21 protein-coding genes are annotated in these 22,828 nt (G+C 49.3%); 6 read left to right on the top strand and 15 right to left on the bottom strand.

Going from position 1 to position 22,828, the window contains the following annotated elements:
- Positions 1 to 103: 103 nt before the first annotated feature.
- The gene (locus ACXX82_RS22675; protein ID WP_458563750.1) at positions 104 to 289 is read right to left on the bottom strand and encodes a hypothetical protein; all 186 of its coding nucleotides are present in this window, start codon (positions 287 to 289) and stop codon (positions 104 to 106) included.
- Positions 290 to 423: 134 nt separating this feature from the next.
- Between ACXX82_RS22675 and ACXX82_RS22670 the strand changes: the two genes are divergently transcribed.
- Positions 424 to 744: an NAD(P)-binding domain-containing protein gene (locus ACXX82_RS22670; RefSeq protein WP_323507701.1), complete on the top strand. Its 321-nt coding sequence runs from the start codon at positions 424 to 426 to the stop codon at positions 742 to 744.
- A 114-nt stretch (positions 745 to 858) separates the two neighbouring features.
- Here ACXX82_RS22670 and ACXX82_RS22665 read toward each other — a convergent pair whose 3' ends face one another.
- On the bottom strand, positions 859 to 1,587 hold the full coding sequence (locus ACXX82_RS22665; RefSeq protein WP_323507700.1) for a BRO-N domain-containing protein: 729 nt from the start codon (positions 1,585 to 1,587) through the stop codon (positions 859 to 861).
- Positions 1,588 to 1,858: 271 nt separating this feature from the next.
- Positions 1,859 to 2,653: an enoyl-CoA hydratase gene (locus tag ACXX82_RS22660; RefSeq protein ID WP_458563749.1), complete on the bottom strand. Its 795-nt coding sequence runs from the start codon at positions 2,651 to 2,653 to the stop codon at positions 1,859 to 1,861.
- Positions 2,654 to 2,938: 285 nt separating this feature from the next.
- Here ACXX82_RS22660 and ACXX82_RS22655 point away from each other — a divergent pair, with 285 nt between their 5' ends.
- Complete coding sequence (locus tag ACXX82_RS22655; RefSeq protein ID WP_458563748.1) at positions 2,939 to 3,982, top strand: sensor domain-containing diguanylate cyclase; 1,044 nt, start codon at positions 2,939 to 2,941, stop codon at positions 3,980 to 3,982.
- Here the strand turns inward: ACXX82_RS22655 and ACXX82_RS22650 are convergent.
- The 4 genes from ACXX82_RS22650 to ilvB form a co-directional block, all read right to left on the bottom strand.
- Positions 3,956 to 4,603, bottom strand: a complete 648-nt coding sequence (locus ACXX82_RS22650; protein ID WP_322238610.1) for an RES family NAD+ phosphorylase — start codon at positions 4,601 to 4,603, stop codon at positions 3,956 to 3,958. The two genes, ACXX82_RS22655 and ACXX82_RS22650, sit on opposite strands and share 27 nt — an antisense overlap.
- A complete protein-coding gene (locus ACXX82_RS22645; protein ID WP_322238609.1) occupies positions 4,600 to 5,295 on the bottom strand; it encodes a hypothetical protein in 696 nt (231 codons plus the stop codon). The genes ACXX82_RS22650 and ACXX82_RS22645 overlap by 4 nt, the downstream gene beginning before the upstream one ends.
- A gap of 168 nt (positions 5,296 to 5,463) precedes the next feature.
- On the bottom strand, positions 5,464 to 6,018 hold the full coding sequence (locus tag ACXX82_RS22640) for a YbhB/YbcL family Raf kinase inhibitor-like protein (protein WP_322238608.1): 555 nt from the start codon (positions 6,016 to 6,018) through the stop codon (positions 5,464 to 5,466).
- A 1,108-nt stretch (positions 6,019 to 7,126) separates the two neighbouring features.
- Positions 7,127 to 8,959 (bottom strand): biosynthetic-type acetolactate synthase large subunit, encoded by a 1,833-nt coding sequence (ilvB, locus tag ACXX82_RS22635; protein WP_323507692.1) that lies wholly within the window; start codon positions 8,957 to 8,959, stop codon positions 7,127 to 7,129.
- Positions 8,960 to 9,034: 75 nt separating this feature from the next.
- Here ilvB and ACXX82_RS22630 point away from each other — a divergent pair, with 75 nt between their 5' ends.
- Positions 9,035 to 9,517, top strand: coding sequence for an Lrp/AsnC family transcriptional regulator (locus ACXX82_RS22630; protein ID WP_322238606.1), 483 nt, complete (start codon positions 9,035 to 9,037; stop codon positions 9,515 to 9,517).
- A gap of 156 nt (positions 9,518 to 9,673) precedes the next feature.
- Here the strand turns inward: ACXX82_RS22630 and ACXX82_RS22625 are convergent, their stop codons facing one another.
- The 4 genes from ACXX82_RS22625 to ACXX82_RS22610 form a co-directional block, all read right to left on the bottom strand.
- On the bottom strand, positions 9,674 to 10,000 hold the full coding sequence (locus ACXX82_RS22625) for a hypothetical protein (protein WP_458563747.1): 327 nt from the start codon (positions 9,998 to 10,000) through the stop codon (positions 9,674 to 9,676).
- A 263-nt stretch (positions 10,001 to 10,263) separates the two neighbouring features.
- Positions 10,264 to 11,850: a sensor domain-containing diguanylate cyclase gene (locus ACXX82_RS22620; protein WP_458563746.1), complete on the bottom strand. Its 1,587-nt coding sequence runs from the start codon at positions 11,848 to 11,850 to the stop codon at positions 10,264 to 10,266.
- Positions 11,851 to 11,917: 67 nt separating this feature from the next.
- Positions 11,918 to 13,510: a sensor domain-containing diguanylate cyclase gene (locus ACXX82_RS22615; protein WP_503421162.1), complete on the bottom strand. Its 1,593-nt coding sequence runs from the start codon at positions 13,508 to 13,510 to the stop codon at positions 11,918 to 11,920.
- 420 nt (positions 13,511 to 13,930) lie between these two features.
- Complete coding sequence (locus tag ACXX82_RS22610; protein WP_323507500.1) at positions 13,931 to 14,635, bottom strand: GntR family transcriptional regulator; 705 nt, start codon at positions 14,633 to 14,635, stop codon at positions 13,931 to 13,933.
- Between the two features lie 230 nt (positions 14,636 to 14,865).
- Between ACXX82_RS22610 and ACXX82_RS22605 the strand changes: the two genes are divergently transcribed.
- The 3 genes from ACXX82_RS22605 to ACXX82_RS22595 all read left to right on the top strand — a co-directional run bounded on the left by ACXX82_RS22605 (position 14,866) and on the right by ACXX82_RS22595 (position 18,130).
- Positions 14,866 to 15,660 (top strand): SDR family oxidoreductase, encoded by a 795-nt coding sequence (locus ACXX82_RS22605; protein ID WP_322238600.1) that lies wholly within the window; start codon positions 14,866 to 14,868, stop codon positions 15,658 to 15,660.
- A 92-nt stretch (positions 15,661 to 15,752) separates the two neighbouring features.
- Positions 15,753 to 16,685 (top strand): 3,5-dioxohexanoate:acetyl-CoA acetone transferase, encoded by a 933-nt coding sequence (kce, locus tag ACXX82_RS22600; RefSeq protein WP_322238599.1) that lies wholly within the window; start codon positions 15,753 to 15,755, stop codon positions 16,683 to 16,685.
- A 161-nt stretch (positions 16,686 to 16,846) separates the two neighbouring features.
- Positions 16,847 to 18,130, top strand: coding sequence for an MFS transporter (locus ACXX82_RS22595; protein ID WP_458564046.1), 1,284 nt, complete (start codon positions 16,847 to 16,849; stop codon positions 18,128 to 18,130).
- 110 nt (positions 18,131 to 18,240) lie between these two features.
- Here ACXX82_RS22595 and ACXX82_RS22590 read toward each other — a convergent pair whose 3' ends face one another.
- The 4 genes from ACXX82_RS22590 to ACXX82_RS22575 all read right to left on the bottom strand — a co-directional run bounded on the left by ACXX82_RS22590 (position 18,241) and on the right by ACXX82_RS22575 (position 22,717).
- Positions 18,241 to 18,846 carry a thiamine pyrophosphate-dependent enzyme gene (locus ACXX82_RS22590; RefSeq protein WP_322238598.1) on the bottom strand — a complete coding sequence of 202 codons (606 nt, stop codon included), beginning with the start codon at positions 18,844 to 18,846 and terminating at the stop codon, positions 18,241 to 18,243.
- 106 nt (positions 18,847 to 18,952) lie between these two features.
- A complete protein-coding gene (locus tag ACXX82_RS22585) occupies positions 18,953 to 19,483 on the bottom strand; it encodes a thiamine pyrophosphate-binding protein (protein WP_322238597.1) in 531 nt (176 codons plus the stop codon).
- A 35-nt stretch (positions 19,484 to 19,518) separates the two neighbouring features.
- Positions 19,519 to 20,913: an MFS transporter gene (locus tag ACXX82_RS22580; protein WP_322238596.1), complete on the bottom strand. Its 1,395-nt coding sequence runs from the start codon at positions 20,911 to 20,913 to the stop codon at positions 19,519 to 19,521.
- A 115-nt stretch (positions 20,914 to 21,028) separates the two neighbouring features.
- On the bottom strand, positions 21,029 to 22,717 hold the full coding sequence (locus ACXX82_RS22575) for a GMC family oxidoreductase (protein WP_322238595.1): 1,689 nt from the start codon (positions 22,715 to 22,717) through the stop codon (positions 21,029 to 21,031).
- Positions 22,718 to 22,828: the final 111 nt, after the last annotated feature.

Below are 22,828 nucleotides of genomic sequence, written 5' to 3'. Positions count from 1 at the left end.
ATCCGTTTGCCGAATCACAATCAACGCTTTCAGGCTGTTGAGTCAATACGCCACCTACCTTACTTTTAACTTCGCCGGGCTCGATACCTACGCTATTTTGCACCTAAGCTGTTTCATCAAGAAAAATTTTCAAGCGTTCAATAAACCATTCTCCGTCAGGTCCTGGAGGTGACGCAGCGGGATGGTCAGCCGACATAGCCAGCTTCATGGCGCCTTCAGGTATGCCCTCAACTTGCAACATAACAAGGGCACCAGTAGCAAGGTCGCGTTCAATCATGTGCAACGGCATGCTTCCCCAACCGATACCGTTTAGAAGAAAGGCATGCTTCGCTCACAGGTCGGCCGGACGCCAGGTCTGCGGAGACATCACACCGTAGTCTTGCCCCGTCATTAAAACCGATCGGTCCCTGAGAACGAGTTGAAATGAACGCACGCGATGTCACGTCGGAAGAGTTAGGCGGTGTAGAGTCCACCGACATCGTGGACCTTTCACTACCCGGCGCAAAGGTAGTTAAAGCCTTCAACCAACTACCCGCTGCAGTCCTGACAAGCAACCCGTCTCAACATGAAGGCCGTCGCGTTGTGTTCGTCGCGAGCAACGACGACGACGCTAGCATCACTGTCGCAGGTTTAGCCGAGCAGTTTGGTTTTGCACCTATTTTGCTCGGCAAGATCGCAGAAGGTGGCCTTCTTCTTCGGTTGACCGGACCACTCATGCTTAAAAATTTGATCAAACTGGGTTGATTAACAATTGGGACCTATGCGGTGGCACGGAGGCAATTTGGCTCCGTCATCGCTACAAGCAAAAGTTGCGGACATGGTGGACCTGTCGGCGCTAGAAAATAACTCTAACAACCATTATAGAATTTGTTTCAGCGCCTTCTGCGCCTGGAGTCTGGCGAGCGATTCGTTGATATCGCCTTGTGCGATTTTCAACCAGCGTTCGCAGGCGTTAAGTTCGGTGCGGTAGGTGTGCGCCAGCGCCGCACCCAATGTGCCTTGAGCGATAACATCGAGTGCTTTATCAACGATTAGTCGGGGGTTAGGCTGGCTGACCTCACATTGGTAGGCGACATGCCGCTGAAGATGCGCGCGAATTAAGTGGAAAGCCTCACGAGAAAGTTGCCGGGCGCGCTGATCAATCGCCTTATCGACCAAGGTTGGCCTAGCGATACTTGGTGTAGCCATTCCAGTGAGCAAAAGCGCATTTACATCGATAGTGTCTGGACGTTTTTGCCCCTTTTGGGGTTGACCTTGCTTACGCAGGATGGGCAAGACATCGTGCGTTACCCATCGCTTGAACGCCTTGGCCAGATTGTGACGACTGCGCATGATCAAGCTGTAAAGACCGGACTCGGTGATGAGTGTGGTTTCTTGAGGGCGGCCCATGGCATCATTGGCGATGATGTTATCAACTTCGTACAAATCGAGACGGGACAAGGCTTGGGGCGCGTCAGTAACGTGCAACACCGCACAGACATCGCTGGCGAAGAACCAGAATTGATCGTTCTTTTCGATAGTCCGCACGGTATGGTAGCCGAAGGTAAAGGTGGCAGGCAGGACGGATGATTGGTAAACGGTAGACACTATATTCTCCTTAATTGCACAACGCCACGATTAACGGGGTGGCACGCCGGCTCTTAAGGTGGGTTTAACACCATTGCTAAAGAATAAGCGTTGAAACAATTTCCGTCAAGCAATAAGTCAATCTCAAAGGCGGAATACGTCCATAGGTAGTTTGTATGAAAATCACCGCAGAGCTAATGAATCTGAGCCAAACATGCTCACACGCAAATCTCAGAGAGATTCGGGGGTCCATATATTCGTACCTGCGTAATCCTGCCCCGTTCGTGCTCCATCAAGAATGCCATACCGCCTGACGCTTATCCAAAAAGGCGTCGATCCCTTCTGCCGCATCAGGCTCCATGATGTTACGCGCCATGACTTCGCTGGCGCAATCGTAGGCATCGCCGAGCGCCATTTGCCTTTGCTTGTAGAACATCATTTTGCCGTAGCGCACCGCTGTCGGGCTTTTGCTGACGATCACGGCTACCTTGCGCGCTACTGCCTCGTCCAAGGCATCCTCTGGAACGGCTTCGTTGATTAGTCCCCAATCCGCGGCGGTGGCGGCGTCGATAAAGCGTCCTGTGAACAGCATGTCGAATGCGCGTTTGGTCGATATATTGCGCGACAAGGCGACGGCCGGTGTTGCGCAGAATAAGCCGACATTGATGCCGGATACCGCAAACCGCGCTGACTCTGAGGCGATCGCCAAATCGCAGCTGGCAACTAATTGACATCCCGCCGCCGTGGCAATGCCTTGCACCCGCGCGATAACCGGTACCGGCAGCGCCTGAATGCTCATCATCAAGCGGCTACAACGTGCAAACAGCGCCTGGTAATAAGTGAGGTGATAATTACTTCTCATTTCGCGTAAGTCATGCCCTGCACAGAAGGCTTTTCCAGCAGCGCATAAGACGACACAACGCACGCTGGAATCGATGGCAATGGCATCAAATGCCGTTTGCAATGCATCAAGCGCGCTCTCGGACAACGCGTTCATTTGCAGGGGCCGGTTCATGCGGAGTGTCGCGACACCATCGCGGTCTTCTCTGATTAGTGTTGCGTCGGACGGTTGGCTGTATTGATACATTTAAGCGCTCCTGAAGTGCTAATTATATTTTTACTCAGCAGCAATAAAGTTGACGATGCTGTCGTTAAGCTGATCCTACCTACAATTTATTGAAGAGGCTTGGCTTTGTTGTCGCCAAAACCAGAATATGATCCTTAATCGTTGCAGCATTTATGCGTCTTAAAATCTTACTTTACATCTCTTTCACTACACCTGATTTTAGTGAATAATGTCTGAATCAATAGTCGGACAAAAAAGTTAATGATTCACATTGATTAACTTATTTCTTCGGAACACGATCAAATAATGAAAATTATAAAGAGCAATGCAATGATTTCCAGGAAAAGTAAAGAAGAGCACAATTTTGCGGTCCGTCTTATGCAGCATCTGGTTGTACCTACCTTTGTTCTAGATCCGCAATGCAAAGTGGTCATTTGGAATATGGCTTGTGAGCGCCTCACCGGCATCCCCGCTTCTGAAATGATTGGCACATCAGACCATTGGCGCGGATTCTATTCCACACCGCGCCCTTGTCTTGCCGATCTCATCATTCATGAGCGGACAAGAGATGTAAATGACCTTTACGTATGGAATAAAAATATTGAAAAAGTACCTAACGGGCTTTATGCAGAGAACTGGTGCGTGATGCCGCAACTCGGCACCAGACGTTATCTCGCTATCGATGCCGGACCGATCTATGATGAAACTGGACACCTGATTTCTGTCGTTGAAACGTTACGTGACATAACGCTTCAAAAGGAAGCGCAAAGTGCTTTGCAAGATTTGGCATCCAAAGACGGTCTGACTGGCATTGCCAACCGGCGTTGTTTCGACGAAACGTTAGAAGCCGAATGGCATCGTGCCATCCGAAAATCTCACCCGCTGACGTTATTGATGGTTGATGTAGATCACTTTAAAGACTACAACGACCGCTATGGACATCAGGCTGGTGATGCATGTCTTAAGCGCATCGCCGCTGCCATGGCCAACACTCCGCTACGCGCCTATGATCTGGTTGCGCGCTATGGCGGCGAAGAATTCGCGGTGATCCTGCCAGAAGTAACTTTTGAGGGGGCGCAAGCCGTCGCAGAGCGTATTCGGGCAGTGATCGCACAACTCGGGATTCTTGATTCGGCCTCTACCGGCGGTGTAGTGACGATCAGCATTGGTGCTGCAACAGTCAACGCTGTCAGCACTGAGACCGGCAGCAACAAGTCTTCACAACTTGTTGCTGCTGCTGATGCCGCCCTGTATCAAGCCAAGCATGCAGGGCGCAATCGGGTTATTGCAGTCCAGGTGGATGCGGCGACATGTCAGCAGATTCTAGTCAGCGTCGATCCCAACTCTTAACGCTAAAGTCAATATTTGCTGACGAAAGAAATCGTTGCCTTTGAGTGCGCCGCCGATGCGCTTTCCGGCCAACGCAGAAGCAACCCTATCTCCAAACAGCACAACCGCCTGATCACGATCGCGTTGACGAGACATCCAGCGCATACCGTCAACGTGCGGGAATTGTTGGTGGATCGCTTCTGCCCATCTCGCAGTTCTCAAGTAGTCGAATGGTGCGCTGTTGATCAACTCAGCCTTAGGTACTTTGAGCCGGTGCAATCCATCGGTTGTTAAATCGACTAGTTGCAGATCACGTTGCGGTGTGATCTCGCCGTATCCGCGCATGGCAAAACCATCCAGATCCACAAATTTATCTTCCGCATCGATGGAGATATTGTGGAAGACCGTCTCGAAAATAGCGCATTCCAGCGACGAGCCGCCGTACAAATAAGGCACAACATTTCCAGCAAGCCCTTTGATGGGTGCAAATCGGGTTGGATTGCGCAAGACACCTTTGGCATCTATTCCCGGATTGAAACTCTCTGGCGTAAAAGCAACGTCGTGCACTACGTGGATTATCTGTCCTGCGGGCCAGATTTCGATCAATGGATCGAGCGATACCCCGGGCGCACGGCACGTCAAGCGGCGTTCCCGGCGGTTTCCCGTTTGGCAGCATCCAATATCGCGTCTGGATTAGCCTCTAGCAAATCAACCGGCCGGGCTTGATTGGGCAGCCAACCATTATTTGACGCGAACCAGAATGCCACCTTCCAAGGAGATTTTTTGTCATCAAATACTTCTAAAACCGGTTGAATCGCTTTGATCGGCTTGTAATCTTCAAACTGAAAGAGCGGGAAAACTTCACGCGTTTTTCCTGTATCGTCGCGATGACTGACAGAAAATACCTGGTGACGTTTCTTCCAGTTATCTGCTAAGGCACTGCGATTTGCAGAACGGGAGTTATTTTTTTCAGCCAGATCTTCCGCAGTCATATAGCCAAATTCATTGAGAATACGCGCACGACGGGTCGCCAGTCGAAGCGCCATCTGGGTATCGACAGCAGACGGCGATACCAGTTGGCCGGTCATGAACTCCACCAGATCCTCCAGCTTTTTTTCGCGCACTTTCCCTGTTTTTTCGACCAGCAGTTGATCAAGAAAAGGGAGTAAGGTTTCCAATACGCGTGACGCTTGGTCACTGTTGACGCCGATTAAATACGCGTGTGTCGATTGGCTATCCGGCACGGCGTGGCGTGCCTCTTTCTGATTCGGCGGCCAGGACTGGAACGTCAGAACGTTGCCTGGTGTGACTTCCTGGTGGCGTATTTTGGTCATAAAGCACCCATTGATGATTTTGATTGTATTTTACTATACCCAATCAAAATCATCAAATATGAGGTACTGAGTCGACGCATACGGGCCACACTATCGCTATTCGGCATACCATTACATACGGGCTAAGACTGCAAACATTGCCCTATTATTGAATTGTTCGCGTATTCATTATTGACCGTACCGTCCAACCACACTCTGCCCTACAAACGTATGGCCTTTGAGTGCTGCGAGCAGTTCATCCCGATTAAGTCCTTTCGGCAAACTCATCGGTGCGAGATCGGACGCAATCACTGTCAACACATAATGGTGAGGGATATCGCCCGCTGGAGGGCAAGCGCCACGATAGGCTTGCGCGCCAGATATGTTTTTGCCAACGGTTACATCGGGGCCATCAACCTGTCCGTCACCCTGCTTTAATTGCCCTGCTTCGCTGGCAATATTGTAGGCAACCCAATGGGACACCCCAAGGCCCTTATTTCCATCAGGATCGAATAATAAAATAGCCACAGTTTTAGTGCCTGCCGGAAGATTTGACCATGAAACCTGCGGCGACACGCCTTTTCCACCACAACCAGCGGCGTCACCAGCATACATTGCGGGCATGACGCCGCCGTCAGAAAACGCAGTGGAAGTGACTTTCATCCCTTCTGCATAAGCAAATCCGACCGACAGCGACAACATTGCAGCTAATACTGCGGCTGTGAAAATCCTTAAAGATGTCATATGAGCCCTCGAATGGTTGTTGGTTGTTGGTTGGCGTTGATAACGACTGACTTAAAAAGTTACTTCGGCACGGAAAAAAGCGAATTCATAACATATATTGGAATCGATACGATTGATGCAATGTAATTATTACTTAATGCATTTTGAATGGCTTTACGACTATTTGCAAAATACCAATCAATAATCATAACGCCAAACACATCTTTTGAAGCGAAAACGGTGTTAGTCAAGTTCTACTTGATGTTGTTTTATTGCAAAAAAATGCCCCGGATTTGAAGGAGCGCATGATGACACCTACTGCGCGATGTACGATCTTCAATAGGCACTGCAGAGCGTAGATCGAATCAGGGCTTGCGAACTAACTGTAAAAAAAAGACTATTTAAATCATATATTTATATCAATAAAATACATCAATACATGCACATTTTAGAAGCTGAAACAAATGGGGAGTGAATATAATCGGTTTCAACGAGCGTTATTTATGAATCATATAAACTTTAAAATTCATATACTTATATCAAATACCTCTACTCATACTTTACTTATAATTATCAGTCATCGTGAATCTAGCCTAGATTCAATATATTGCATTGCAGTGACCAATAAATATCTTTTAAATCAATTAGTTATAAAAAATATCTACATCAGTACTTTAACTTTAAGTCTTACAACCAAAAGTACGCAAATATCAGCTTGATTGCCGCCGTCATCAATAGGTATCAAGCAACTTAATCGTAATAAATACTATGTAAATCATATAGTTAAGAAGTACACCTACATCAATACTTCACATTGCTTTAACTAGCATAACGGCGCAAACCTTAACTTAATAGTTCTAGTTGTAGCAAGGTTGTCAGGCGCATTGCCTTCAATCTTGCGATCTCGATTTGCCCGATAAAGTATTGGATGCAGTTGCGGATGTATTTACGGACATATTTGAAGCCGCAATTCAACCCACACTTCGAGCAAATCGCACCTTTCGATTCGACCATTTTTTTGTGAATAGTGTGAATAAAATAAAACAGGTCAGGCACGGGGATCACCGTTGCTGACCTGTCGACCAGATCACGTGGATAACGCGACCTGACTTATTTTTTTGAAATCTCTTTAAGTCGCAGAATCTGGTGGTCTTGTAACGACCGACCCGGTGCGGCTATCATACCAGCGGTTCTCTGACAGCATGATCTCGTGGTGTCCGCTTCCGCCCGGTATCATGGGAAAACAGTTTTCGAGCTGCTCGACTGCAACATCCAGCAGAAAAGGACCGGGTGAAGAAAGGCAGGCGTCAATCGCCTCACTCAGTTCAGAAGCCAGTTCAACACGGCGTGATCCCCACCCGAATGCCTTGGCCAAAGCAACAAAGTCTGGCAACGCCTCGTTATAACTATGGCTATATCGCGCGCCATGATGCAGTTCTTGCCATTGCCTGACCATTCCCATGCAGCCATTGTTTGAAATAATGACTTTCACCGGACATCGATGTTGGGCAGCCGTCGCCATCTCCTGAATATTCATCAAAATGGATGCATCGCCGCTGACACACACCACCAACTTATCCGGATGTGCAATCTGTGCGCCAATCGCCGCGGGCAAACCGTAGCCCATCGTGCCTGCGCCGCCCGAGGTAAGCCAGCGATGCGGTGCTTCAAACTGAAGATATTGCGCCGCCCACATTTGATGTTGACCAACATCAGTTGACACAATCGCGTCAGTACCGTCAAGATGTTCAGCCAATGTTTGCATCAGGTGTTGCGGCACGATGGTTGGGAGTGAATGCGTATAACCAAGAGATTCTTCAGCGCGCCATAGTGCAATTTTGGCCCACCAGTCAGCGGTGCGAGTGGCATCTAGCGGCAACGATGCAAGCTGCTCACCTAAAGCGGCAAGTACTTTGGCGCAATCGCCGACCAGTCCAACATTTGTTTTGACAACCTTGCCGACTGATGCTGGATCGATATCGATATGAACGATGCGTGCTTCAGGGCAAAAGTCTTTTAACCGGCCCGTGACACGATCATCAAAACGTGCGCCGACACAGACGACAAGATCCGCTTCATGCATAGCCAGATTGGCTTCCAGCGTGCCGTGCATTCCCAACATACCAAGCCATTGCGGATCGGATGCGGGAAACGCGCCGAGCCCCATCAACGTGAGCGTACATGGCGCGTTGGTCATATGTACCAGATCAACAAATTGCGCGCATGCCTCACTGCCGGAGTTGATCAACCCTCCTCCGCCATAAAGTATAGGCCTGCGTGATGCTGCGATCATCTGTGCCGCTTCACGTAAAAGCGCAACCGGCGGCAAGTCCGCCAGCGTTAAATCGGTCGACGCAGGCAATGCGGCAGATGACGCGGTTTGGGGACGGGCGACAAACAACCGTCCCTGAATATCTTTCGGTATATCGATTAATACCGGCCCTGGCCGTCCGGTCGTCGCCTGCGCTACTGCATACCGAACCGTATCCGGAATATCGGCAACGTCACCAATCTGAACGTTCCACTTGGTGACCGTACGAGAAATGCCAAGCGCATCACACTCTTGAAACGCGTTCGTACCAATCGCAGTCGTCGCGACTTGTCCGCTCACGCACAATAACGGAATAGAATCACTCAAGGCATCAAGTAAGCCAGACGTTGTATTGGCGATCCCTGGCCCCGACGTCACAAAAACCACCCCAAGGCGACCGGTTGATCGGGCGTAACCTTGCGCTGCATGGACGGCAGCCTGCTCATGACGAACGAGAATATGCCGAAGGCGCGGCTCCGAATGTAGTGCATCGTAGAGTGGCAATACTGCGCCGCCCGGATAGCCAAAAATGGTATCTACGCCGCAATCAATCAACGTACGCAATAGAACCTGTGCGCCGGTCAATTGCAGGTGCGGCTCAGAATCCAACAACGCATTGTTGGGAGATAAAGTATTTTGGCTTATTTTCATACTAAAATGATATTCTATTTCAGCCTGAAAAGGATTCATAATTTCAGTTGAATTGCTTACACTTCGGAAAATAAAATGACTATTTCAAAGAAAGACGGAAAAATATTCGACATTCAGGATTTCGCGATTTTGCGGGCACTTTTGCAAGACTCGCGCAAAAGCCTGCAAGATATTGGTCAAGAAGTCGGGCTGTCCACAACATCATGCTGGAACCGCATCAAACGCATGGAATCGGCTGGCGCAATCCAAGGCTATACGGTCAAAGTCGATCTTGCCCAACTTGGGTATCAAGATACTGTCATCATTCAGGTCAATCTGGAGAGTCACAGCGATGAAACGTTGTACGAATTCGGTCGTATTCTTGAAACGATTCCAGAGGTCATGGAGGCCTATCTGGTCTCCGGCGACTACGACTATTACATTCGCATCGCCGTTAAAGACACGCGAGATTACGAGCGTTTATTAAGAGAAAAGCTGTATAAAATACCCGGCATACGGCATAGCAAATCGAGCTTTGTATTGCGTACTTTGAAGAAATCGGACACGCCTTTTGCTTGATGTGAGGGGAATAAACGATCATCCTTGCCTAGCAAGAATGTGCGATTCCCCTCATCGCCATACCGCGTTTTCCGGCCTCGCAATGCGTGCTTAGCTAGAAAAAACAATCGCTATGGTATTCAGGCGATTTGACTTATTACGGAACTGAATTGGCGCTTAAGACGCTGCCTTTGCATCAGGCTCAGTCCAATTGATGGCGCTACGATCAAGCTGGTCAATTCGCAATTGAGCTATGCTCCCCAACATCTGCGACGACGTTAAAGTAAACCGCAATAAAGTTTCGGTGTCTGCAATATTCAATACCGGCGTCGTATCGCTGTTTCTGTCCATCGTACTAAAATGCGCCAAATCGATGGATAGTTGAATGCCGTGGCAGACATCTTTGGTCAGGGCATAAAATTCTGCGGCTTCTTGATTTTGGTGGTGGTCGGGCAACCATGAAAATCCCTGATGGAGAGATTTTGGTGCTGTTCGTTTGCTCATGATTGCGCTACCGGTTCGATCAGGATGGTGCGGCGTTTGATGATGGTAAGACGATACCGGACAGGTAAGATGGCTTTTAGCATAGGTCAAGCCTTTTTTGGTTACGCCGCGTCCCACTGCTAAGTAGGGTGGGCGGCAAATAGCAGGGTTAGCAGACTGGTCAAAAAAAGTAAAACCCAGCAAGCCCTAAGGCTTCCTCGCCACCGCCGCCCATTAACTGAGTTGACGTTATCAGGCTGTAAGGTGCAAGTTGTGCAGAAGTTTTACACTTCGTCGACTAATGTTGCTTTGTCGATGTTTGTATTGAAGCAAACACGATTGCGTCCGTCGGCCTTGGCGTTATACAGCGCCTTATCCGCAGCTTGCACCAATTCCAAAGGCAGTTGCTCATTCCTGAAAGGAACGTAAGCCTCTACGCCAGCACTAATCGTCACCACGCCAAACGGGCTGCCAGAATGTTCGATGGCCAGACGGTGAACGTGGTAGCGAATATTTTCAGCAATCGTCATCGCGCCGCGTAAGTCGGTATCAGGCAGTAAAATCGCCAGCTCTTCTCCGCCGTAGCGTACCGCAAGATCTCCCGGCCGATTTTGATTAGACTTCACAATTTGACTGATTGTCCGCAGGCATTCATCGCCTTCGGTATGCCCGTACATATCATTATATTGCTTGAAATAATCGGCATCGATCATAATCAAAGCCAATGAACGACCATTGCGCATGGCACGTTTAAATTCCTTCTCTAGCGCTATGTCGAAGTGACGCCGATTCGAAAGACCGGTCAGACTATCTTGCAAAGATAGTTGTTCAAGCGTTTTGTTCAGTGTCAGTAACGCATCTCTGGCTTGCACAATTTCTGCCTCCGCATGCACACGTCGTTGGATTTGCCTCACCAGATGAAACCCAAATACTACAAGCACGAGCAGCAGCAGCGCCACGCCAGCGGAATGCAGATAAGTGTCTGAGAGCCAAACGGCAAGAATTTCCTCTTCCGACAACGCTGCAACCACAAATAATGGGTAATGCTCGACGTGCCGGAAGCTATGTATGCGTTTAACGCCGTCTTGGGAGGATACAATCGAAATGGTCCCAAATTTGCTCCTGGATACATAGTTAACAAATACAGTGCTATTCGCTATATTTTTTCCAATAGAATCATACAATAGCGGCCGACGAGTGAGCATCATGCCTGCGTCTAACGCCAGCACAATCGCGCCGCGTTTGCCGATTTCGAAGTGATCGTAGAATTTATTAAAATAATCCATATTGATGGTGGCCAATGCAACTCCGGCAAAGCTGCCGTCCGGGTGATTGATTCGGCGAGATACCGTCAATATCCAGGCACCATTGGACCGGCTTTGAATCGGCAGACCGATGAACGGCGCCGAATCCAAATGTTTGCGGTGATAAATAAAATAGTTTCTATCTGCATTGTTGACGTTTGCGGGCATCGAAGCCATAGAGTTGACGAGCCAATTTCCCTTTTCGTCATACACAAATAAGCCATTTAACTGATCCAATTCGCCCACTCGCTGCACCAACAGGCGGTGCAAACGTTCGAGCGCAGCAGGACTTGTACCGTCGGTCTGAACGCGTTCTACCAGCCCGACTAGCGCAGTGTCCGCCTCTTTGATCGTGTCGTCTGCATGCTGCGCTATGGCCGTTGCCATATTGGTGGTGGCAACTTTTGCTTCCTGCAATTGCACACGGCGGGCGCTCCAACTTTGCCAGCCATCGATTGCTACCAGAGAAAGGCAAACAAACACCACAAAAACCACCGCTAACCACGTAATCGGCAGACGATTGATGAATACGCGTTGCAGCGTAGGTTTATCGATTGGATTGACCATTAGTTCTTTGTTACAAAATAATAAAGATGAATACGCAGGGTCCGGCTAGATAGTTATTGGGTTATGTTCACCATGCGATACAAACCCTACGCTCGCCTAAAGTCTTGGCCTTGTGCATTGCATCATCAGCATATTTCAACAGTGTCGGCCCGTCCCTTCCCGTAACAGGATAACCGGCAATACCGATGCTAGCCGATATCGTGGCTGTGATGCGTCCTAATTGATATGGTTCGGAAAGGATATCGAACAATTGATTAGCAAAAATAGTGGCGCTTGGTACATCGGAGTGAATTAAAACGATGGCAAAGTGATCGCGATCAAGTCGGGCAGCCATATCAGGAGCCCGAAGAGAGTTTTTGATCCGCATGGATATATGACGTAAAAGAACATCCGCATCCTCACTTTCCTCGCTAACCGTATCCGGTTCTGCGTCGGCAACCTCTATGTCAATATATAAGACGGCGAGTGTCGTCTTATAACGTCGGCAGAGTGCTAATTGCTGATTCAATGCTATATCAAATAGTGCGCGATTAGGCATACCCGTACTGCCGTCATGATGCGCGTCGTATCCGACCTGGAAGAGCTTGGTTGAGGCATCAAGCAACGCTTTGCGCAGTTTATTTGCCTCCGCAAAATGCAGTGTTGGAATGGTAAACGGTTTATTCGCGCTTAATGCAATAACGGGCTGTATGAGTGCATTGACAGAATTGGCAACCCGTTCCCCCAAAAACCACGCTAGCACAAGTCCTAATGACAGGACGATGACCGTCGTAATAATCAGTAAGAGTAGTGCATGGTGAAGGCCTTCAGTGAGCTCGACTAACGGTATCGACAAGGCGACTGCCCATTGGCTTGTAGAGGAACGACTGTATACCGTCATAGCAGGAACGCCTTCGAGGGTAGTGGTAACGAAACGGCCTTTATTCGCGCTGATGAGACGTTGCCACAACTCTGGCGTCACCATATTGCCGATAAATTTTTGCAGGTTTTGGGTGCGCCCTACGACATTTCCATTGCTGTCGATGATCGCAGCGATCCAACTACCGGGCAGCTTTTGATCTGCCATTAAATTTAAGAGTTGTGAGGGCGCTACTGAGGCATTCAGTGAATAAAGAATTGATCCATTACGCTTCACCGGGACTGCGATAGAAAAAACAAGTCGCCCTGAGAGCGGCCCCACGAAAAGGCCAGAAACGCTTGGTTTACCTGTTTCAAATATATTTTTAAGTAAAGGCACATCCGTTAATTTGGGAAGAATCGGTCCAAATGGAAGATTAGTGGAGAGGAGCAGCTGGCCGTCGGATGCTAACACTGCGATACTTTCAACGGGAAGCATCGGTAACTCTTCCAACGCTCTGGCATAAAAAGTCTTAAAGTCGCCATCCGCCAGACGCGGGGAACTGTTAAGAAGTTGAAGAGCCGACTGCGTACTGGCGAATTCTCTATCTACAGCAGCAATGATCGCATCAGCGTTGCTGGCAGCGTGACGCGTCAAATTTTCTCGTTCATGCGTGTAAAAATTGACAATCAAAAAAAAGGCTACGGCTGCAATTGGTAAAATGCAACCGAGAACCAGCGCCGTTTGATTAATGTGAATACCGGAAACCTTGAAGTGTTTAAAAAAATGACTTTTTCTTACTTTTTTCCCATTGCCGATCATCGCTTTTGTATAGCCTTGTAGTTTTCTTTGTAGCTATAGTCTACCCTTCAATCGCTCTTTAATATTGCCTAATAACAAGAAATTTTTATAAAGAAACATTTCTTTCTTGCATAATATGAATATTTGATATGAATTTTTCTGCACCGTACTTAGCCCTCTTTATCGAACTTTCTATAAACACCCTATTTCAAAAGTTTTGCATGTAAAGTTTTAACATGAAATTGTGGTTAGGCTGGGCGTACCGCGGCCAAATTTCTATCCAGGTGGTAAGGAGGAATGTCAGTTGTGCGAAGCTATTCTCCGCCAGATTTACGAACGCAAACCGGAAACGACCTGATAGCTTATTTACCGATTTTATAATTGATGTTTGACCTTATCGCCTGTAGATGGAGTCATCCGATTTTTCGGGGTTTCAGCCTATTAAGTAGGGGCGTCCGCGATCACCAGCACACCGGCAGAAACGATAAATTCAGCTGCGCTTTCTATATCCCCTTGCAGTGCGGCTCTTGCCGCGATGCCGTCGCGGCGTTCCAGAGCATCGATCAGACCAAGATGATGGCTGACCGCCACTTGCTCTACCACACGGCGTGAGCCGGAATGCAAATCGTAATTCAAAATGGGACCAACGCGTACCCACAACGTCTCAATGAGTTGCATCAACATAGGCATACATGCGCCTTGGTAAATCGCGAAGTGTAATTCCTTGTTCAGGCGGACCAGCACGGAGCTGTCTGGCTCCGTAAGTGCCATTTCGTTGGCAAAGCGCTGGTGTAACTCCGAGATTTTTCGCACGGCAGAGGACTGAAGCGCATAAGTAGCCTGTTCTGTGGCTAAACCTTCCAGATTGATTCGAATCTGTGTGATTTCACGGAACTGACTAACGGTCATAGTCGGCACACGAAGTGTCCGATTTAACGTCAGCACCAACGCTTGTTCAGCAACCAGACGCTGCATAGCTTCGCGTACCGGCATGACACTGACGCCTAGCGCTGCGGCAACAGTGCGTAACGAGAGTTGCTCTCCAGGCATCATTCGCCCACTCATTAGAAGTTCTTTGAGCTGGTCGTAGACCTCCACACTCATGGTCTGGCGTTTCAGTGGAATTACAAGTTCAGATATTGTCATGGCAAAAGTATACACCGCACAACCCAGTCAAATTGTTGAGACTTGGCACAATAAATTGACTGGTTTGAAAAAAATGTTGACAGAGGATCGGCCAATGGCTACATTTTGCCATGTGTGATCACAGATCACAATACAAATAAAGCAATCGCCTTAGCGCCTTTGAAGAACACGCGTTACAGGCAAAAACGGTAACAGTTGAAATTGAAAACAACGTAATTAGGAGACCAATAATGGGTGTATTGCAATTATTAACACCGCGACCAGGATTGCGGGTTCTTATCACAGGTGGGGCTTCTGGCATTGGACTAGAGATTGCAAAAGCCTTTGTTGAAGCTGGTGCGCGTGTGCATGTTTGTGATGTCGATGCCAATGCCATTGCAGCATTAAAAACGTTAAAGACATTAGTTATCACAGGCAGTTGCGCCGACGTCTCCGATGCGGCCGCGGTTGAACGCGTATTCGATGATGTGCGTAGCAAGCTTGGGGGACTTGACGTGCTGATCAACAATGCCGGAATCGCAGGGCCAACGGGTGGTATCGATGAGATCCCGATTGCCGATTGGGAAAAGACCGTTGCGGTCAATTTGAACAGCCATTTCTACTTCATGCGGCACGCGGTGCCAATGCTGCGTAGCGCACCAGACGGTGGCTCCATTGTATTTATTTCATCCGTTGCGGGTCGACTTGGCTATGCCTATCGTACTCCCTACTCATCGACCAAATGGGCTTTGGTGGGGCTGGCGAAGAGCCTTGCGATTGAACTGGGGCCGGACAACATTCGCGTTAACGCGATACAACCGGGCATCGTAAAAGGGCCGCGTATGGAGCGCGTGATCAGGGCCAGGGCCGAACAAGTGGGCGTTAGTTACGAATCGATGGAGGCGAGTTATCTGGACAAAATATCGCTTAAGAGGATGGTCACGCAGGAAGAAATTGCAGCGAGTGTGCTGTTTTTATGTTCTCCCGCAGGTAGCGCCCTATCCGGCCAAGCTATTTCGGTGTGCCGAAACGTCGAGACGCTTTAATCGGCACATCACGATCGTCATTACAAATAGCCATTACGCATCATCGCAGTCATTCGTGAAAATAATTAATCTACATTTTATTGGGAGACAACATGTCCGCAACACGTAAAGTCATCATCACTTGCGCCCCAACCGGCGCGATACATACACCAACAATGTCACCATTTTTGCCAGTCACACCGCAACAAATTGCGGATGCAGCGCTGGCTGCCGCACGGGAAGGTGCCGCAATAATACATTTACATGCACGCGATCCGGAAAACGGTAAGCCGACGCAAGATCCGGCAGTCTTTGAAAAGTTTTTGCCACAGATCAAAGCAGAAACCGATGCCGTGATCAATCTGACTACCGGCGGCAGTCCGCACATGACGGTGGAGGAACGCTTGCAACCGGCTTTGCGCTTCCAACCTGAAGTGGCGTCGCTGAATATGGGATCAATGAATTTCGGCTTGTATCCGATGCTTGATCGGTTTAAGGAATTCAAGCATCCATGGGAACGTGAACATTTAGAAAAAAGTCGTGATCTGGTATTCAAGAACACCTTCGCCGATATCGAATATGTGCTGACCTCGTGCGGTGCAAACGGAACACGATTTGAACACGAGTGCTACGACATTTCTCATCTGTATAACCTGGCGCATTTCGCCGATCGCGGTTTGGCTAAAGCGCCCTTCTTTGTACAAAGCGTATTCGGTTTACTCGGTGGCATTGGCGCGCATCCTGAAGATCTCGCCCACATGAAACGTACAGCAGATCGGTTGTTTGGAAACGACTACGTATGGTCGATTCTTGGTGCGGGTCGTAACCAGATCCCATTAGCCACCATCGGCTTGGCGCAAGGATCAAACGTCCGCGTCGGGCTTGAGGATTCGCTATGGATCGGTCCGGGACAATTAGCCGAATCAAGCGCCGCGCAGGTGCGCAAGATACGGCAGGTGATTGAAGGCCTGTCGCTAGAAGTGGCAACACCACAAGAAGCTCGCGCTATGCTGGCATTAAAAGGACAAGATAACGTGGCATTTTAAACGTTTATTTACGCCAGCCTTCATCCCGCTATTTTTTGTGATGGGATGTAATTGTATGCGGTCGATAAGAAGCAACAAAGCTCGCGACCGTTTTAAACTATTTTGAGATTTAAGAGGAGACCCATTTCATGGCAATTGATGCAAATGCAGAATTGCAGACTATGTTGCATTCAACACAAAGTACGCTGGACCGAACGGTGTTTCGTAAGCTGATGCCGTTGTTGGTGATAGCGTACGTGATCAGTTTTCTGGATCGAACCAACATTGCTCTTGCCAAGCACGCAATCGGGATTGATCTGGGTATCTCGGCGGCGGCGTATGGCCTGGGTGCCGGCTTATTTTTTCTGACGTATGCCTTGTTTGAAATTCCTAGCAATCTGATGATGCATAAGGTTGGCGCGCGGTTCTGGATCACGCGGATTATGATTACCTGGGGAATCCTGTCCTGTAGCATGGCCTTCATACAAGGAGAAACGTCGTTCTATGTCATGCGATTGCTGCTTGGCGCTGCGGAAGCAGGACTTTTCCCCGGTGTGATGTTGTATCTGACTTATTGGTTTCGCCGTGAAGAGCGGGTACGCGCTACCGGCTATTTTTTACTCGGTGTCTGTATCGCCAATATTCTTAGCGGTCCGGTTGGCGGCGCATTACTCCAGTTGGACACGCTGTTTGGCTGGCACGGCTGGCAATGGCTGTTTATGCTGGAAGGATTGCCTGCGGTCGTCCTGGCATTTGTCGTATGGAAGAAATTGCCGGATGGCCCTTCATCCGCGAGTTGGCTAACGCCGCAAGAGGCGCAGACGATTGAGTCACGTCTGGCTGCTGAGCGCGCCGAGCAAATGCAATCCGGACAAGTCGGGCATTCGTTCAAACAATGCCTTGCCGATAAACAAATCTGGCTTGCGATTTTGGTTTATTTTTGCCATCAGATTACTATATATACCGTGATCTTTTTCCTGCCAAGTATTATCGCAACGTACGCCAAATTGACGCCTTTGCAAATTGGCTTGTTAAACTCGGTACCGTGGCTTGCCGCCGCGGCTGGCGCAGCCATCTTGCCACGCTACGCAAACACGCCCCCACGCTGCCGCAAAATACTGTTTAACGGCTTGATCATCATGTCGGTCGGTTTGCTACTGGCCGCCTTGTCTGGGCCGCTTGTTGGAATGATCGGTTTCTGCCTGACAGCGTCTATGTTTTTTGTAGTGCAGTCGATTATCTTTATTTATCCATCGTCCCGTCTTGCCGGACCGGCATTAGCTGGCGGTCTGGCTTTGGTCAATACGTGCGGGTTGATCGGCGGCTTTATCGGTCCGTCGGTGATGGGAATCATTGAGCAGACTACCGGCAAAGTGACCAACGGATTGCTAATCATGGCCGGAATTCTAGTGCTGGCTGCGCTGTTCAGTACGCGGCTACGACAGGGGCAGGAGAAGAGTAACTAAGAGAAAAGGAAAAATCCACCCGTTCGGTTAAAACATAATGAAAACAGGCAACGGGTGGATTAGCGGTGAATTACATGTCCCTATGTTGACGTATTGCGAGGTATCAAACGTTATACCTCGGCTTCTACACCGAGATGCGCCCTGATTCGCCTGATCTCGTCGCCCATGCGGGTAAAGCGCGCATCAGTCATCTCGATCGACGGATTGTCGATACCAAGGGCTGGTTTATCGTAACCCACTACAAGTTCAACAAACGCGGGCGCGACACCGTTCAGGACCGCATTGATTCCTTCTTTTAACGCTGTCACTGAGGTAAAGCGATACGTTGAACGATAACCGGCTGACTTTGCTAGACCGGTAAAATCGGCGCTGCCGTGTCCTGGTGTTACCAAATTGCCTAATCCTGCAAATTGGACACCGTTATTCACCAAAAAATGAAAATAATTAGGCGGTGCCGCCTGAGCGACCGATACCAGACTGCCAAGCTCCATCAACAGACTGGCATCGCCGTCTAGCACGAATACCTTTTTCTCCGGACGCGCCAACGCCAATCCTAGTCCAATCGAAGCCGCGCCACCCATCAACGGTACGCAGGCCATCGTCAGCGGCGATATCGGTAATTTATCGAGCGCATTCATCGCGCCCATCGTACACACCACAATTGCGTCACCACGCACTTCGGCGAGAACTTCGCAAGCTTCTAATGTCATCATCATATGCATTCCCTCTTGGTACATCGTTAACAGTTTTTTCTTGTTGCGCGGGTTTCGGAACTAACGAGACAAAGGACCATTAGATCCTTTATTGCCTGTTACCGGTCCGCTACCAGCCTACAAAGTGACCGACCAACAAAGCGGCAGGTCCTTTACGCTCGCGCGAAGCACACCATGCTTTCTCGATGTTGTCGCTGTCTTGCGGTCCTTCCAAACGCCAGTGGGGAATGTCGAGCGTGTCGAGTAGCGGCTCCATCATGCGCACCATGCGACGTTTGGACTGCAACGGATCTTGACCCAAATTAGAAAACTCTCGTCCAAATTGCCCGATAACGAAAAAAAGTGGCACTCCAGAGTCCAGTCCCAACGCGCGCACACTATTAATCCCAGCATAGAACCCCTGGTTTTGTATCAGCACGGCAGAATTCGCCCCACCGGCATACAATCCAGCCGCAGTTTCAATGGCCTGATCTTCGGTGGTGCAATTCACCACTTTGATACCATGTACTGGATTGTCCAGGGATTGGTGCAATGCGATTTGCAACATATCAGGTACGGTCGTAATGAAATCAATACCGCATCGTTTGAACGCGCTAATGAAGGTAGATGCGGGGACTGAATATTGTGAATGCTCTGTCATTTTATTTTCCTCATTGAGGTTGTCAGACCTACTTATTAAGCGGTGGAAGTTACTGCTTGGGAAGTCTTCTGAATTTCGCCGTAGTGTTCGACGCCTGCTGCACGCGCAGCAACAGCACGACGCCGAATAGCATAAGCACAAATAGAAGACACAACGCTGGTACCCAAGACGTAGCTGCAAATGAGCCACGGTTTGCCCCCGTTCATGGTCAATAATATGGTCGCCACAATTGGAGTGACACCACCAGCAATCACGCTAGAGAATTGATACACGAATGAAATGCCGGTATAGCGCACACGTGCATCGAAAAGCTCGCACAGAAAGACGGCAACAGTGCCGTAGACCGCAGCATAGATAATGCCAAACGGTACCGCGATCGCGGCCCATATCAACGTGGTATTACCACCGGCATGCGACATAATCCAAAATGCAGGGAAGCAACTCAGGCCAGTAAGAATCGAGGCCCAGGTGTATAAGGCGGGACGACCGACTTTGTCGGATAAACGCCCAAAAATAGGGATAAAAACGGTCAGCACCGCTGCGCCAATCATCACACCTATCAACGCATCGGTACGTGTCATCCCGATGGTTTTAGTGAGGTAGCTGATGGAGAAAACGCTGAAAATATTAAAGAAAACACCGTCAATATGGCGCGCACCCAACCCTAACAAAATATTGCCTGGGAAGCGCTTGATCATATCGGTGAAGGGTATCTTGGCTTCACCACGATTTTGCTTTAATTGCGCAAACTCAGGCGTTTCCATGACCTTCAGGCGTATCCATAATCCAAACAAAACCAAGCCAAACGACAACACGAATCCAAGACGCCAACCCCATGCCATGAACTGTTCTTCAGTCAGGAGGGCCGATAGTCCCGCCACGAAACCGGCAGAAATCAGTACACCCAGCGACAATCCGATCTGAGGCAGACTGGTATAAAAACCGCGGCGATTCGACGGCGCATATTCATATGCCATCAAGACGGCACCACCCCATTCTCCACCCAGCCCGATTCCTTGAATAATACGAAAAAACAAGAGTAATGCAGGTGCCCAATAACCGATTTGGTTGTAAGTCGGAATAAGCCCGATAGCAACCGTGGAGACGCCCATAATCATGAGTGTGATCACCAGCATACTCTTGCGCCCCACTTTATCGCCGAAGTGGCCAAAGATAACGCCACCCAAGGGGCGCGCCATAAAGCCTACCGCAAAAGTGGCATACGCCAGCATCGTGGAAGTTGCCGGGTCGCCAGTCGGAAAATACAACTTGTTCAACACAATACTGGCGACGACGCCGTACAGGAAAAAGTCATACCACTCTATCGTTGCCCCAATGATGCTGGCCATTGCAACCCGCCGAAGGGTTTTTTTATCTGTTACCTTATTACCTGGATTGGTAACGTTTGTTATATTGCGGTCTGCTGCCATGATGTCTCACTCCAAAAACGTTAGTTCTTATGGTGATGCGGAGAATATTTTTTCCCCGCCTGCTTTTTTCTCCGATTAATTCGGATGTTTTGTAAAACTGAAAAACTCAAAAACGTTAAACCAGTGCTGTCGCAGATATGGTTGCGGGTGCTCCTTGTTCGCTTGCAGTGTCTATCTTCAGCGTTGCCTCGTAGCTTCGCGAGGCAGCGTCCTCCAGAATCATGTCAGCGGCTTTTTCAGCGATCATCACAGTCGGTATGTTGGTATTGCCAGAAATGAGCGTCGGCATGATTGCACAATCGACAACCCGAAGTCCTGACATACCATGAACCCGAAGTCGCGCATCGACCACCGCCATCGGGTCGGAAGATGGCCCCATCCTGGCGGTTCCTGACGGGTGAAAAATGGTGGTTGCGTGTTGTCGACAAAAAGCCAGAATTTCTTCGTCGCTTTGTATATCGGGGGTTGGTCGATACGAGCGTTTCATGTATTGCTTCATCGGCGCGGTATTCGCCACGCGTTGCGCAAACTTGACCCCTGCAATCGTAGTGCGACGATCCAACTCGGTCGCCAGATAGTTGGGTTGGATCGACGGTGCAGTAAATGGATCACGCGACTGGATATTGACATGTCCGCGCGACTCCGGACGTAGCTGACAAACGGAATACGTACAGCCGGAAAAAGCGTGAACATTCCCTGCCGCATGTTCAGCCGACACGGTCGCAAAGTGAAACTGCGTATCTGGTGTTGCGTTTTCGTCCGGCAATGCACGACAAAACATGCCGGCCATATTGATACCTAGCGCCAAAGGGCCAGTCCGTGCGGTCAACCACTGCAAACCCATCCTGGCTTTTCCCCATATTGAATTGAGCGCGTCGTTGGTGGTAATTTTTTCACTCACCTCGTACATCAGTCGCACCTGAAGATGGTCTTGCAGGTTTGCACCAACCCCTGGTGAGTCACGCACGACAGGAATATCAAATTTTTGTAGCAAGGCTGCCGGTCCGACGCCCGATAATTGGAGCAGTTGAGGAGATTGCAACGCGCCGGCGCACAAAAGCACCTCGCGCGCGGCACGGACTTCCTGCGCTTGCCCACCTTTTCGGTAGGCCACGCCGATCGCCCGTGTACCTTGAAACTGAATCAGTGTGGCCTGCGCATCGGTTTCAATATGCAGATTGTTATTTTTGCGTGCGGGATTCAGGTAAGCAACCGCGGTCGAACAGCGTAAGCCATTACGGGTGGTCAACTGAAAATACCCCACACCTTCCTGTTCGCCGGTATTGAAATCGGCCACCACTGGCACGCCGTTCTGTTTTGATGCAGCAATAAAAGCATCAACCAGTTTATTATTGCCTGGAATAGTGGTTGCCCATATTGGGCCATCACCGCCGCGGGTCGCTGATTCGCCCTGATCGTTGTGTTCGAGCCGCTTAAAGTATGGCAGACAGTCGTCCCAACTCCAGCCGGTGTTGCCCAACGCGGCCCAATGGTCGTAATCGCGTTTTTGACCGCGCACATAGACCAATCCATTAATAGAGCTTGAGCCGCCTAAGGTACGACCGCGCGGCCAATAAATCTTACGATCATTGAGGTTTGGTTCTGGTTCGGTGTAGAACCCCCAGTTATAGGTTTTGTGGAACATTGTCTTGGCATAACCGATAGGAAGGTGTATCCAGCCATACCGGTCACGAGGACCCGCCTCTAATAAGCAAACGGTATATTTGCCGTTAGCACTCAAGCGATTTGCTAAAACGCACCCGGCCGAACCTGCACCAACAATCACATAATCATATGTTTGCATACTACGTGTCCTTTTCCTTGAACCGGCCAATCCCTCGAACTACAACAATGGATGAGCGGCGGTGAGTAACCGTTGAGAGCATTGCTCCATGCGCCTTTAGTCATTGCACTT

Source organism: Glaciimonas sp. GNP009, from assembly GCF_054343755.1.
This window is presented reverse-complemented; position numbering and strand designations above follow the sequence as displayed.

Coding starts and splice junctions, on each gene's coding strand:
- ACXX82_RS22580 (WP_322238596.1), bottom strand. CDS start 20,913: ATGGCAGCAGACCGCAATATAACAAACGTTACCAATCCAGGTAATAAG.
- ACXX82_RS22640 (WP_322238608.1), bottom strand. CDS start 6,018: ATGACATCTTTAAGGATTTTCACAGCCGCAGTATTAGCTGCAATGTTG.
- ACXX82_RS22620 (WP_458563746.1), bottom strand. CDS start 11,850: ATGGTCAATCCAATCGATAAACCTACGCTGCAACGCGTATTCATCAAT.
- ACXX82_RS22585 (WP_322238597.1), bottom strand. CDS start 19,483: ATGACAGAGCATTCACAATATTCAGTCCCCGCATCTACCTTCATTAGC.
- ACXX82_RS22645 (WP_322238609.1), bottom strand. CDS start 5,295: ATGACCAAAATACGCCACCAGGAAGTCACACCAGGCAACGTTCTGACG.
- ACXX82_RS22630 (WP_322238606.1), top strand. CDS start 9,035: ATGACTATTTCAAAGAAAGACGGAAAAATATTCGACATTCAGGATTTC.
- ilvB (WP_323507692.1), bottom strand. CDS start 8,959: ATGAAAATAAGCCAAAATACTTTATCTCCCAACAATGCGTTGTTGGAT.
- kce (WP_322238599.1), top strand. CDS start 15,753: ATGTCCGCAACACGTAAAGTCATCATCACTTGCGCCCCAACCGGCGCG.
- ACXX82_RS22595 (WP_458564046.1), top strand. CDS start 16,847: ATGTTGCATTCAACACAAAGTACGCTGGACCGAACGGTGTTTCGTAAG.
- ACXX82_RS22575 (WP_322238595.1), bottom strand. CDS start 22,717: ATGCAAACATATGATTATGTGATTGTTGGTGCAGGTTCGGCCGGGTGC.
- ACXX82_RS22670 (WP_323507701.1), top strand. CDS start 424: ATGAACGCACGCGATGTCACGTCGGAAGAGTTAGGCGGTGTAGAGTCC.
- ACXX82_RS22610 (WP_323507500.1), bottom strand. CDS start 14,635: ATGACAATATCTGAACTTGTAATTCCACTGAAACGCCAGACCATGAGT.
- ACXX82_RS22590 (WP_322238598.1), bottom strand. CDS start 18,846: ATGATGATGACATTAGAAGCTTGCGAAGTTCTCGCCGAAGTGCGTGGT.
- ACXX82_RS22655 (WP_458563748.1), top strand. CDS start 2,939: ATGAAAATTATAAAGAGCAATGCAATGATTTCCAGGAAAAGTAAAGAA.
- ACXX82_RS22660 (WP_458563749.1), bottom strand. CDS start 2,653: ATGTATCAATACAGCCAACCGTCCGACGCAACACTAATCAGAGAAGAC.
- ACXX82_RS22625 (WP_458563747.1), bottom strand. CDS start 10,000: ATGAGCAAACGAACAGCACCAAAATCTCTCCATCAGGGATTTTCATGG.
- ACXX82_RS22605 (WP_322238600.1), top strand. CDS start 14,866: ATGGGTGTATTGCAATTATTAACACCGCGACCAGGATTGCGGGTTCTT.
- ACXX82_RS22675 (WP_458563750.1), bottom strand. CDS start 289: ATGCCGTTGCACATGATTGAACGCGACCTTGCTACTGGTGCCCTTGTT.
- ACXX82_RS22615 (WP_503421162.1), bottom strand. CDS start 13,510: ATGATCGGCAATGGGAAAAAAGTAAGAAAAAGTCATTTTTTTAAACAC.